At 47.5% G+C, this 12,696-nt stretch carries 9 protein-coding genes; 6 read left to right on the forward strand and 3 right to left on the reverse strand.

Annotated features, from left to right (window positions below):
• Positions 1-31 precede the first annotated feature (31 nt).
• From ACLVWU_RS03250 to ACLVWU_RS03275, 6 genes are read left to right on the forward strand one after another with little or no spacing between them, the layout of a single operon-like run.
• On the forward strand, positions 32-1,009 hold the full coding sequence (locus ACLVWU_RS03250) for a hypothetical protein (RefSeq protein ID WP_413577279.1): 978 nt from the start codon (positions 32-34) through the stop codon (positions 1,007-1,009).
• Entirely contained in the window at positions 1,010-2,131 is a 1,122-nt protein-coding gene (locus ACLVWU_RS03255; RefSeq protein WP_413577280.1) for a hypothetical protein, read from the forward strand.
• Positions 2,132-2,137: 6 nt separating this feature from the next.
• Entirely contained in the window at positions 2,138-4,879 is a 2,742-nt protein-coding gene (locus tag ACLVWU_RS03260) for a PD-(D/E)XK nuclease family protein (protein WP_413577283.1), read from the forward strand.
• Positions 4,855-7,935 carry a UvrD-helicase domain-containing protein gene (locus ACLVWU_RS03265; RefSeq protein WP_413577284.1) on the forward strand — a complete coding sequence of 1,027 codons (3,081 nt, stop codon included), beginning with the start codon at positions 4,855-4,857 and terminating at the stop codon, positions 7,933-7,935. Before ACLVWU_RS03260 ends, ACLVWU_RS03265 begins: the two co-directional genes overlap by 25 nt.
• Positions 7,936-7,981: 46 nt before the next feature.
• The gene (gene rnhA, locus ACLVWU_RS03270; protein ID WP_413577287.1) at positions 7,982-8,734 is read left to right on the forward strand and encodes a ribonuclease HI; all 753 of its coding nucleotides are present in this window, start codon (positions 7,982-7,984) and stop codon (positions 8,732-8,734) included.
• A 6-nt stretch (positions 8,735-8,740) separates the two neighbouring features.
• On the forward strand, positions 8,741-9,514 hold the full coding sequence (locus ACLVWU_RS03275; protein WP_413577288.1) for an SDR family NAD(P)-dependent oxidoreductase: 774 nt from the start codon (positions 8,741-8,743) through the stop codon (positions 9,512-9,514).
• 26 nt (positions 9,515-9,540) lie between these two features.
• Here the strand turns inward: ACLVWU_RS03275 and ACLVWU_RS03280 are convergent, their stop codons facing one another.
• From ACLVWU_RS03280 to nadB, 3 genes are all read right to left on the reverse strand, one after another.
• Positions 9,541-10,137 (reverse strand): hypothetical protein, encoded by a 597-nt coding sequence (locus ACLVWU_RS03280; protein ID WP_413577289.1) that lies wholly within the window; start codon positions 10,135-10,137, stop codon positions 9,541-9,543.
• Positions 10,134-10,988 (reverse strand): alpha/beta hydrolase, encoded by an 855-nt coding sequence (locus tag ACLVWU_RS03285; RefSeq protein WP_413577291.1) that lies wholly within the window; start codon positions 10,986-10,988, stop codon positions 10,134-10,136. The genes ACLVWU_RS03280 and ACLVWU_RS03285 overlap by 4 nt, the downstream gene beginning before the upstream one ends.
• 70 nt (positions 10,989-11,058) lie before the next feature.
• The gene (nadB, locus tag ACLVWU_RS03290; RefSeq protein ID WP_413577292.1) at positions 11,059-12,672 is read right to left on the reverse strand and encodes an L-aspartate oxidase; all 1,614 of its coding nucleotides are present in this window, start codon (positions 12,670-12,672) and stop codon (positions 11,059-11,061) included.
• Between the last annotated feature and the right edge of the window lie 24 nt (positions 12,673-12,696).

Genomic DNA, 12,696 nt, shown 5'->3' on the forward strand with positions numbered 1-12,696 from the left:
GCGTTTACTCATTTTAATAACAACCTTTTCGATGACTGCATCGTGCAGCTCTGAAAATGTTCTTGCGGATTTTGCCAATAAGGATTCCGATGAGGCGCTATATATTGACGCGAAAAAAGCTCTTGATGAGATGGAGTGGGCAACCACGGTGGATATCATCAACAATCAGCTTTCTTCAACTTATCAAAGTCGTCGGGATGTTAAACTCGTACTGGCGTCAGCCTACGCCGGCAGTTGCGGTTTGCTGTTTGCAAACCTAATTCAAGGAATGACCAATAATGCCTCCTCGCAGATGTTCCGATATTTCATGGGGATATGGGCCGGGCAAACTGTAAATCCGGATGACTGTGAACTGGCGATTGGTGTGCTTCAGGGAATTGGAACGGCTGCGCAAAGATCAACTAAAGAAAATCTGTTTCTGGCATTGTTAGGTGTGGCTCGCATGGGTACGAACATGGCTGCCAATCTGGATTCTGGAGATCAAAATGGCAGTATTGATGCCGATGCGACGGTCTGTCATGAGGATGCGTCGGGGTCGCTGACTCGGTGGCCGGATGCACCGAATCCGGCGCCTCCAGATACGATTCGAGACGAGTTCGGACACCCACCACTAGGAATGACCAAATATATGAGCTCCACCGCAATGAAAAGAGTGGCATCTGGTTTCGGTCTGGTATTGGAAAATTTTGCGGCTCTGTCGGATGCATTGGGTGCTGGAACTTCAGTCGATGCCATCGGTGATTTAAGTGATGATTGTGACAGTGCCTTAAGTGCCATTGCTGGATCTGCGGTGAGTTGTGCAACAATGGTAACTCCTGCTGGTGTCAGCGATGAAATGGTGTACGCCATGAGATTCATGATGGACTCTGCGGATTTTGGATTTGGTACCTGCAGTATTGATGACTCTGTCGCTTTCTTTGGAACCCTGGGGTCCTATGACATTCTTACGGACAGTCCTCCGCCTGGATTGTGCTGTCCTTCAACCAAAATTCCGGGGGCTTCGTTTTAGATGTTACGCTCCCTGGCCTTAACTCTTATTCTGACGGTTTCCTCAACGACAATGGCGCAGTCCTTGTCAGAGTTCGCCCGCAATGCGCGTTCATTAGGGATGGGTGGAACTTATATTCCGTTTGTGAGCGGAGCCGATGCGGTTTTCTATAATCCGGCGGCACTGGGTAAAGTTGAAGGTGTCGATATCAAGGTTGTGGATGTCGGAATCAGTTTGAATTCCATTTCTCCAGAGGATTTGGAAGCGATTCAAAACATCGACCCCAATGATCCGAATTCTTACAACAGTCTGTTCGGGACACGTGTGTGGGTGCAGGCGACCGGAAAATCAGCTGTGGCTATCGGAAATTTTGCAGTGGGATACTTGATGGATAACGAAGTCTCATTGGAACTTCACAATCCGGCGTATCCTCAGTTTGACACTTATTTTAGACAAGATAGTGGATACTATCTGGGATATGCATTCAACGTTGCACCGGGTACTTATATAGGTCTTGCTGCAAAAAGAGTGGATCGCTGGGGGGGGATTCCCCAGGAGCTAAGTTTGACGGATGTTGCGAACGCGGACTCATTCGCTGCGATTGGTGATAAGTTCGATGACAAGGGTCAGGCTTACGGCCTTGATTTGGCAATTGCGACAACAGTCGACTTGCCGTTGTTAAAACCTACGGTCGCATTGGTTTGGCAGGATGTTGGTAATACAGCATTTAGAAAAACCGCCGGCGACGATGCTCCACCTCACATCACGCAAAATTTAAGTCTTGGTGCTGGTGTAACTTTGGATTTGCCGGGTTTGGATTTGGCGTTTGGCGGCGAGGCACGCCACTTATTGGAACCGGAAATTGAAACTGGTAAAAAACTGCATCTGGGAGCTGAGGTTTCCTTGCCTATCATCGATTTGCGGGCGGGCTTCAGTCAGGGCTATCTGAGCTACGGTGTGGGCATAAATCTATTTATTTTTCACATTGATGCTGTAAGTTACACCGAGGAACTTGGCGCCTATCCGGGTCAAACTGCAGAGAATCGTTATATGATCAGCGTTGGCATTGATTTAGGCTTTGATGCTGACTTCAAATTCACCGATAATCAGGGTAAAAGAAGAAAGCTCAAACAACGCCGGTAAACCCTGATGCTACAAATTGTCCCCATTAAAAATCGCTCGCAAATCAACGAGCTATTTACAAATTATGACCCACGAACTCAATCGTGGCTGGTTTCGGATTTGCGCACCAAATTCGAATTGCAGCAAAAGATTTTGGCGCGTGATGGACAATACGTGGACGAATCTGTTCTGCGTGCCAGCGATTTGTGGAAACTTCTTTTAAAACGCCTTGAACCGCGTTTGCGTTTGGTCAGTGATCCATTCGCGCGCTCTATTTTACGCACCATTCTGGATGAAAACGCCGAAGCCCTAGGGGTAAACTCTTCCGCGGAAGACACGGTCTTTTCATACATCGACCAATTGGCACCTGTTCTGTTTTCAGAAAATGGAATGGGCATGCTGGCGGAGTGGTTTGAAACTCATCCGGAATCCAAGAACCGCTGGGGTGAGTGGGCGAAGCGCGCTTACATCTGCTCGCAGTTTCTGATCAAACAATACAACATCATTACAGCTGACTGGATCACCGCTTACCTGCAGTCTTTCAATAACCTGGAACGCGTTTGGGATATTCCCCTGATCGTGGATCTAAGTGGGGAGATCTCGCGTGTGGAAGCCGAGATCCTGCACACCCTTTCCCGCAGTATTGATGTGATTGTTCTGGAGCCGACTCCCACTTGGTCCGAGGAATTCAAATATCTTCTTAAGCCATACGAGGATCTGCGCGGCAAAAGCAACTCCATCAAAAGTCTTCAGGCGGTTGAGCCGGCAGCCAAGATCAAAGAGATTTTGCGTTTTTCAGGAATGCTTGCTGAAACAAAAAACTCAGTGGGACAAGTTCGTAAATGGTTAGAAGCCGGCGTGCCGGCAGAAAATATCGCAGTCATCGCTCCGGATATCGAGCAGTATTGGCCCGTTCTTCAGTCTTTTTTAAAAGAAGAAGGGATCCCGGTACAAAAGGACATCACACACAAAGTTCAAAGCTTGCCGTCAGCGACTCGTTGGTTGGCAACTTTGCGGGCAAAAAGCGGTCGATTGTCTTCGTCGGATCTGGAGATTTCATTTTTCGACAAACACGAATCCCAGGCTTTGCGCTACGAGGACTTTAAAGCCCTTTTCAAAAGTCTTTATGTGAATGAAGACCTGGCCCGCAACGAACTGATTCAAAAAATCTACTTTGAACAGATCGATCTGACGGGTTTGGTTCCGCGTGATGAATTTGTCGGTAAGGCTTTAAGTTTCTGGAGTTCGAACGATACGGAAGTGGTGCAAATAGTTCTGCGTGAACTGTTGCAGAATGCCACTGCCAACACCAAGCTGATCTGGAAAGAATGGCTTAGTTATCTTGAAAGCATCGTCGCCGCCAAGGAATACTCGGTGGAAAAAGGCGACGGCTCTGGGGTTTTAGTGACCAAGCTGATGTCGGCTTACAGCGAAAAGGCCCGTTACCGTATTTTTGTAGGCTTAACGGATGAGTCTTTGAAGTCCCGCAATAAAACTCAGCTGTCGGGTACGGACTATTTTGATCTTTCAAAGGATATTGGTTTTTATCTGGATAATCCGGATCAAAGTGATCTGGCATTTGAATTAAAGCTTCTGGCAGAGGCAGACTCTGCTCACGATATTTACTGCTTCGGTGGAACTGATTTTTCCGGAACTCTGTGTTCGCCATCCACATTTTGGATGGGCCTGAATGAAGGGCATGCGCACGAGCACCTGACTTTGCCATTGGAAACCCGCTGGGATGAGCTTCAGTATTCTCAGGAAACTTCGAATCGTTCCTGGATTGAATCGCGTTCATCTGAAATTGAATACAAAATAAAACAGGATCTTGGAAAAGCCGAGTTGCCACTGGTGCAACTAAAAAAACTTCCGAATATTTCTGCCTCGGCAATTGAAAGTTATCTGGAGTGTCCATTTATCTTTGCAGCGCAAAGATACTTCAAACTGAAGGATCTTCCGGAAGTCGATTTAGACATTGATCATCGCACGCGCGGGCAATTGGCCCATGCGCTGTTTGAAAAGCTGACCCAGGAAACTGCCGATACACCCATGCGTTTCGATTGGAAACCTGAGGAAATCGAACAGATTCTGGAAAATGCGCGCAAAGAAAAAGGACTGCTTTTCGCAGACGAGCGTCTGTGGATGCCTTTACGTAAAAAACACGTATTGCTGGCGCAAAGATTTTTGGATTTTGAAAAGCAATGGCGTCAGGAATACAGTCGCACTAAAACTTTGGCTCGCGAAAAGCGTTTCGAATTCTATCTGGATCCTAAAACCGGGACTTTGGGAAAAGAACCCGTTGAAAATGCTTTCCGCATTTCGGGCTCCATCGACCGCGTGGATTCTGATCAGGATGGTCATCTGGTGCTGCTGGATTATAAAAGCTCCACCGGTGGCATTTCCGCCCATGGTTCCTGGTTAAAGAATCAAGAACTTCAATTGCTGTTCTATATGTGGGTGATTGAAAAGTCCCTGATTGAAGACCTGAATGGCGAAGTCATTGGTTTGTTCTATTATATTTTCCGTACCTTTGATCGTAAGGGCTTCCGTGTGAATGATCTCGCTGGCAGTTTGTATCCGGCCACGCGCACGAAAGATAAGAATGCCACCTTGGAAGCGAAAGAATTGTATCTGCAGGAGTTCTCTAAAATTTTGATGACGACATTGGATCGAATTCGACAAGGGGAGATCCGCCCTCAACCTGTGGACACTCAGTCTTGCAATGCCTGTGAATGGAGACGACAATGTCGAGCACCACATCTGAATTAAAAAATACAATTCTGCGTGCCGGTGCCGGAGCAGGTAAGACCACGACGCTAACGGCTTTGTTTTTGGATTTCGCCTCGGATTTTAAAGCCAAGCATCAGAAGTTCCCACGTATCGTGGTGACAACGTTCACCCGTAAAGCCACTCAGGAATTAAAAGAGCGTCTTTCCGCAAAAGCTTTGGAGAAAAAGCGCGAAGACTTGTTTCATTTCGCCAACTCCCGCTCGCAAGTACAGATTTCAACTATTCACGGCGTCTTAAGCCTGTTTTTGTCCCGCTATGGGGCCTTCATTGGACTGACACCTGACTATAAAATCATGAGTGACAGTGAAATTCGTCGCGGGGCCCGCAAGATCATGCGTAAGCATATCCTGGAAAATCCGGCCCTGCAGGAACTTTTAGAAGAGTACGAATTCAGTGTCATCGAAAGTGCGCTATTGCACTATTTCTCAGAGAAAATAGTTTTTCCGCAGGCGCGCTTCATCACTCTGGCAGAGCAGGAAACTGAAACACGTAAAATTATTAAAGATATCGGCGGTCGTTTGCGCCGTCTGTGTGTCGAGATTGATCAGGAAACGGAGCATGAAAAGTGGAAGGAATATGTGGCTACCCTGCACTCCTTCAACTGGGATGCCGAAGACCTGGGGCAGTTTTTTGGCTTGTTACAGGGAATGTGGGACGGAATCACCAAGCCGTCCTATTTGAAAAAGAATCCTCCTTTCAGTGGTAGCTTGAATGAAGAACTGGAAGAGCTGCGTGACCGTATCGATAAACTTTTGGAGGCTTCACGCTATCGTCCGGACTACTGGGCCAAGCATCAGAAAAACTGCGAGCTGTTCGAGCAACTTGCACAACTTTTCTGCAGGGATCTGATGCAGCAAAAGCTTGAGAACGGTCTACTTTCCATGGCAGACCTGGAAACTCTTAGCTATAAAATTATCAAGGAATCCCCGGAATCAGCCCAGAATTTTTCCCAGGAATGGGATTTCTGGATGGTCGACGAGTATCAGGATACCAGTCCGATTCAGGTTGAAATTTTAAGAAGTCTGATTGGGGCAAAGCCTTACTTTGTGGTGGGTGATCCCCAGCAGAGTATTTATCTTTTCCGCGGTGCCAGATCAGAAGTGTTTCAGGAAAAAGTCGCTGAAGTTCAATCTCAGGAAGGCGATGTTCAGGTTAAGCTGGTGAACTATCGCTCCACCCCTGAAGTTCTGGAATTTTTTAATCACTACTTCACAAAGTTGGATGGCAAGCAATTCGCTTCGATGACTCCGGCTCCGGACAAAGAAAAGAAAGGTCCTGCAGATCCCGTGGTGCAAGTGCTGGTCACTGAAACTACAGATGAGGACGAGGTTTCCAAGGAATACCTGGGGACTGTAGCGCGCATTCAGGAGCTTTTAAAAGAAGGCGTTAATCCCGAGCAAATTTGCGTGCTTTCCAGAACCCACAAAGTTCTGGCCGACATTGCGAAAGTGGCCCAGGATCACGGAGTTCCATTGCAACTTCACAGTGGCAGTGGATTTTACGAGCGCCGTGAAGTGATCGATGCCCTGGCGATTTTGAAGTTTTTGGTTAATCCCCATGACAATGCCAATTTAGTGGCACTGTTACGCTCGCCATGGTTGGCAATGGCAGATTCAGATATTATGGATCTTTGTCACAGCTTTAAACATTCTTTCTGGCGTGAAGCCTTAAAGACCGTGGAGACGCGTTCCGCGACTCATCCAATCGCGATCTTGAAATCACTTTTAGAGATGAGCGAAGAAAAAGGTTTGTCGTTCACTTTAAAAACTGCACTTATTGACTTAGGTTTCTTTGATTACTCGGCACGCATTGATTCCACGGGCCGCCGCGAGGCCAACCTGTGGAAAGTCGTTTATCTGCTAAGTTCAGAAGAACGCCGTCCCGGATTCAACTTCCTGGATTTCCTGGATTCCAGTTTGGATTCGTTGTCGACCGATGAAGGTGGCGAGGACTCTGATGCCACTCCGGTTATCGAGCCCAAGCGCGTGAATTTCATGACCGTGCATGCCTCTAAAGGTTTGCAGTTCGATCATGTGATTCTTCCGGGCATGGGCAAAGATCCAAGAGCAAGTTTTGCTCCGGTTATTTCTTTTCAGGAAAAGACCGGGCAATGGACGTTGAAGGTTCGTGATGAAGACACGCAGATGCTGGCAAGCAGTATCCTGGCTGATCAAATCATGGAAGAACTGCGTCGTCGCGAAGGTGAAGAATTCCTGCGCGTACTTTACGTGGCTTTAACCCGGGCCAAAGAAGGCGTGACCTTGCAATGGGATCTTAAAAAAGTCGGAAAAAAGTCCTGGGCCACACAGTGTCCGTTGAATATCGAAGAAGGTCTACACGAAGAAAAAGATTTCTCCTACGTGGTACGCAGAGAAAACCCACAACCGGTTACCCTGGTAGAGCAGGAACTGGCAGTCAAAGAACTGCGCAAGCCATGGTCCCCAGCTCGCAAAGAAGATAAAAGAAAACACATCTCCGTCACCGCACTTGTGGCGCCAGAGTCTGCAGAAGGTTCTTCGCACGTAATGTCTGTGTCTCAACTAGCACCAGGCCTGGCAAGAGCCCAACAAGGGACGACGGCTCATAGACTTTTTGAAGCGCTGAAGTTCACCTCGTATCAGGACTTGTTGGAAATTTCTGACGAGGACTTAAAAGCACCGCTGATCTTCCTCGCAGAAACTGAACAATTGCCGTTGTTAAAAATTATCGAAAACGGGTTTGTGGAGTGGGGCTTTGCACTGACGGAGCAGAACGCCTTAATGCAGGGGCAGATCGATCTTTGGGGAATCGTGGATGATACATTGTGGCTGGTGGATTACAAAACCGGTTCACAGCGCTATTCGGAAACAGCCTTCAAACAATTGGAAGCCTATGCCTGGGCACTTTATCGAATGAAGTATTTGGATAAAGTAAAATCCGTGAAGCTGGCTGTGGTGTATCCAATGGACGAAATTGTTAAAATCAAAGAAATTCTGTCATTGGCAGAATTGAACAATCGTATGAAGTCTCAGATCGCCGAATACATTAAAACGTAGCTGGTCATTGATTGACTCGAACCTATGTCCGTTCGAGGATCAGTGTGTGACAAATACAACTCGCAACTATATTCAAATTTTTACTGATGGCGCCTGTTCAGGGAATCCCGGTCCTGGGGGATGGGGCGCTGTTGTGCTTTTGCAAAATGACTCTGTGACCGAGCTGGGTGGCGGCGATCGTCCCACCACAAACAATCGCATGGAGATGACGGCGACACTGGAAGCGTTAAAGTTCGTAGCGAATATTTCTGGAGTTGTGCATTTCTACACAGATTCCACCTACGTTATTCGCGGGATTACCCAATGGATTTTTGGCTGGAAAAAACGCGGATGGAAAACAGCCGAAGGTGCTGAAGTTTTAAATCGGGATCTGTGGGAAGAGTTGGGACAATTGGTCCAAGCCCGCGGAGCCACGGGTAAAGTGGACTGGCGTTACAGTCGCGGCCACGTCGGCATTCCCGGCAATGAACGTTGTGACGAAATCGCAGTGGCATTTTCAAAAGATGATCACATCAGTTTGTACACGGGCAGTTTGAAGAACTATCCGGTGAATATTCTGGAAGTGCCGGCAGATCACTCATTACCGGAAATGCGATCTCCGACAGAAAAGAAAGCAGCATTCAGTTATTTAAGTAATATCGGCGGGCTGGTGTATCGTCATCGTGACTGGCCATCCTGCCAAAGGCGCGTCAACGGAAAGTCCGGAGCAAAATTCAAAAAATCCACTTCAGCTCAGGATGAACAGGAAATTCTTAAGTCATGGGGACTTCCTGCCAGTACGTCAATTAAGGAAGGATAGCCTTTTATGGAGATCACAGGTCGACATATTTTGATTACTGGTGCAAACAGAGGAGTTGGGCGCGCGTTTGCAAAGATGTGCGCTGAAAACAAAGCTCACTTGCATCTGGTTGTGCGCTCTGAAGATTCAAATCTTGTGGACGAGCTTAAGTCCGAAGGGGCAAAGTCCGTTACGGTATGGATTGCTGATCTTTCAAAGCGTGAATCGGTGAATTCATTGTTGGTACAGCTTCAAGGGACGCAAATTGATATTCTATTCAACAATGCGGGTCAGTTGATCGGTGGTTTGTTGGAATCACAACCCATCGATGAAATTTGCGAAATGATTCAGGTCAACGTCAGCAGCTTGATTCAACTGACTCATGGTTTGCTGCCAGGGATGCTTGAGCGCAAGCGCGGTAAAGTTATCAATGTCTCCAGCATCACTGCGTTTATGGATTTACCAGCCAACTCCACCTATGCGGCATCCAAAGCGGCGGTCGCGGCATTCACGCAAAGCCTGCGTGTGGAGCTGAAGGGGACCGGAGTAACGACATTGTTGTTGGTGCCTCCTGGAATTAAAACCCGCATGTACGATAAAGTAATGACCGCCTTCGGAAGTGTGATCGAGTTGCCTGACAAATCCCTTTCACCATCACAGTACGTAAAAATGGTGCGCGAAGCGATTTTACATGATCTTGAGGTGCTGAAGCCTTCGGGAATGGCAGGGATAGTGTTAAAGGCTGCGAAATTTGCAAAACCGGTGTTTGATTTTGAAATTGGCCGACGTTTTCACAGATAAAAAAAGGGGACTTGATGTCCCCTTTTTTATTTTTTATTAAAGTTCAGAGTTCCGGATCCCACGGGGCCGGTCACCGTGATTTTCATCTCTTTGCCCTCGATGGATTTTTCAGAGACAGGGAAGATCAGGCTATATGCAGTATAAAAGCGGTTGTGAGTTGGATAAAGACTGGTTAGTTCCGCCAGTGCTGACTTGATACGAATAACTTTTCCTTCGTATCTACGACCCTCTACATCCAGGAAGGTTTTCCAAAGTGTTTTAGGTGTGCCTAGGTCGTCGTTCTTCTTTTCTGGAGTGAAGAAGCTTAGAAAGAATTCGGTTTCGGTGCTTAAGCGCTTTGCCACCAGATTTTTTTCGGTTTGAAATTTGTTATCATCCCAAAGATAAATTCGTGTTTTTTGATCAAGTTGAGCTTCCAGGACTTCCGAACTTAGCAAAGTTGCTTGCATTTCCAGAACGTTGTAAAGGCCCGAGTATCTGGTTGTGCGATCAGAGTTTTTTTGGACGATTTCGAAATACTGATCTTCGGTGCGGAGTGCGCGACCGGTATCTGTAATTTCATAAGAAGCACAGCCCGTCAGTAAGAGTGTCAGTAAAAATGGAAGTGCTAGAATATATTTCATGCGCGGTTCTCCAAAAAGCCATCCAGATATCTTTTAATATCAGCAAATGCAGTGTTGCGCATTACATCGTTAATGATTTCATGCTTAGCATTAGGATAAACCTTAAGTTCTTTTTTCTTGCTGCCCATGTTTTCGAAAAACTTCAATGCCTCTGGCGTGCTGCACACCGGATCTTTCTCAGGAAGGATAAACAGGGCAGGTTTCTTAATTTCATTTGCACGGGGTCTGACAAAGTCCCAGTTTTCCAGCATGCCCGTGAAAACACCCGGAGACATTTTTACGTGACGAAGGGGGTCGTTTTCGTATTCACGAATAACATCCGGATCGCTGGTTAGCGCGCTGTTGTTGATTTCATTTCCCAAAGTCAGTTTGGGCAAGATTTTGTTCAACATAAAGGCTGCTGTGGATTTAATCAGTGGAACTTCCATCGATAACCCCAGAAGAGGTGCGCTGACAACCAGGCCATCGTATCTTAGGTCTGAATTGCGCAACAAAGCTTTGAACTCGATCAATCCCCCCATAGAGTGGCTGAATAAAATGACCGGTCCTTTTTTTACTTTTTCGATGGCGCACACTTTGTCGACAAAGATTTTATAATCCTGGCAGTAATCATCAAAGTGGGCCGCATAACCGCGGTGCCCTTCAGAGCGACCGTGGCCACGCAAATCCCAGGCATAAAAAGACCATTGATCGTCTTTGAATGCCTCGGTCAGACGGTGATAACATTCCGAGTGCTCGCCATGGCCGTGAGTGATGATGATTGTGCCTTTGGCATTGGGATTATCCCAAACCTGAAAGAACAAGTTGGTGCCATCGAAACTTTTAAAAAAGCCTTCTTCGCGTTTGAACATATGAATTTAGATTGCCGCTTGCCCCAAGTGAAAACAAGGTTCTTTTTTCATTCGGGGCCCGGTATTAGGTCTAGATCAATCCGCGGACGACAATAGTGTCACGAGGCGGGTCTTGTTGCTCGGGATAATCGATATTGTAGTGGATGCCACGACTTTCCTGGCGACGAAGCGCACACTCCACAGACAGGCTGGCAACAATCGCAATATTACGCAGCTCCAGAATGTCCGAGTGAACTTTCATGTTGGAATAGTATTCCTTGGTTTCCGTCAGAATGTTTTCCAAGCGATGTTGAGCGCGTTCCAGTCGTTTGTTGGAGCGGACAATTCCCATATAATTCCACATCAGACGACGGATCTCTTCCCACATATGGGAGATTACAATCATTTCGTCATCGTTGGACTCTTCCGGGTGTGTCCAGGCTTTGGGAGCGGTTGGGAAGAATTTGGAATCAGCCCAGCCTGCTTTCAATTGCTCCGAACAGTTGTGCGCGGTGGTCAGGCATTCCAAAAGGGAATTGGAGGCCAGGCGATTTGCTCCATGCAATCCCGTGCAGGCTGTTTCACCAATGGCCCACAGACCTGGAATATCCGTGCGACCAGATTCATCTGTCAGAACGCCGCCGCACAGGTAGTGGGCAGCGGGAACCACAGGAATCGGTTGCTTGGTCATATCAATTCCCATCTCCATGCATTTTGCATAGATCGTGGGGAATCGTTGTTTCAAAAAGTCGGCATCCAGTTTGGTCATGTCCAGATAAACACATTCAGCACCCGTGCGTTTCATCTCTTTGTCGATGGAGCGTGCGACCACATCACGTGGTGCGAGGGATGCGAGTTTGTGATACTTGTGCATGAACGGTTCGCCCTTGGCGTCGATCAATACACCGCCTTCACCGCGCAAGGCTTCAGAAATCAGAAAGTTGCGGGAGCTGGGATCATACAAGCAAGTCGGGTGGAACTGCATGAACTCAAGATTGGCAATACGTGCGCCCACTCTGTAAGCCATGGCGATTCCGTCTCCGGTAGCGCCGCCCCAGTTGGAGGTGTACAGATAGACTTTTCCAGCTCCACCAGTGGCAAGGATCGTGCTTTTTGCTACAAATGTGTGCACTTCGCCAGAGTTTTTATCCAACGCGTAGGCGCCAATGCAGGTGACGGGATTCATGTCGTTGGGATCGACTTCTTTATTCACAATCAGATCGATGGCATTAAAACGTTCCATCAGAGTGATGTTTTTATTTTCGCGAACACGCGCCAACAGTGTGCGATGAATTTCCAAGCCGGTTTGGTCTTCGAAGTGAAGAATGCGACGGAAGCTATGTCCGCCCTCGCGCGTCAAATCGATCTCGTCGGCTTCTTCGCCGCCTTTTTTGCGAAGGTCGAAATGAACTCCCCAGTTTAGTAAATCTTCAATGCGTTCAGGGGCTTGGTGGACGTAGTTATTGACGACTGTTTCCTTGCAGAGGCCGGCTCCTGCGACCAAGGTGTCCTGAATATGGGACTCAAAACTGTCTTCATCCGACATGACGGCCGCAATCCCACCTTGTGCCATCGAGGAGTTGGTGTCGGTCATCTTCTCCTTGGCAAGGACAATGACATTTCCCTGGGAAGCCATTTTCAGAGCGAGGGCAAGACCGGCAGAGCCAGAGCCAATAATCAAAACGTCACTGCGGTGGGTACTCATAATGCTGACTTTCTAATTCCTTTT

Source organism: Bdellovibrio sp. HCB290 (genome assembly GCF_047305925.1).
Taxonomy (GTDB): domain Bacteria; phylum Bdellovibrionota; class Bdellovibrionia; order Bdellovibrionales; family Bdellovibrionaceae; genus Bdellovibrio.

What these genes read in the sequence shown, in the direction of transcription:
- ACLVWU_RS03250 (WP_413577279.1), top strand. Translation starts at nt 32, where the DNA reads ATGACTGCATCGTGCAGCTCTGAAAATGTTCTTGCGGATTTTGCCAAT.
- ACLVWU_RS03255 (WP_413577280.1), top strand. Translation starts at nt 1,010, where the DNA reads ATGTTACGCTCCCTGGCCTTAACTCTTATTCTGACGGTTTCCTCAACG.
- ACLVWU_RS03260 (WP_413577283.1), top strand. Translation starts at nt 2,138, where the DNA reads ATGCTACAAATTGTCCCCATTAAAAATCGCTCGCAAATCAACGAGCTA.
- ACLVWU_RS03265 (WP_413577284.1), top strand. Translation starts at nt 4,855, where the DNA reads ATGTCGAGCACCACATCTGAATTAAAAAATACAATTCTGCGTGCCGGT.
- ACLVWU_RS03275 (WP_413577288.1), top strand. Translation starts at nt 8,741, where the DNA reads ATGGAGATCACAGGTCGACATATTTTGATTACTGGTGCAAACAGAGGA.
- ACLVWU_RS03280 (WP_413577289.1), bottom strand. Translation starts at nt 10,137, where the DNA reads ATGAAATATATTCTAGCACTTCCATTTTTACTGACACTCTTACTGACG.
- ACLVWU_RS03285 (WP_413577291.1), bottom strand. Translation starts at nt 10,988, where the DNA reads ATGTTCAAACGCGAAGAAGGCTTTTTTAAAAGTTTCGATGGCACCAAC.
- nadB (WP_413577292.1), bottom strand. Translation starts at nt 12,672, where the DNA reads ATGAGTACCCACCGCAGTGACGTTTTGATTATTGGCTCTGGCTCTGCC.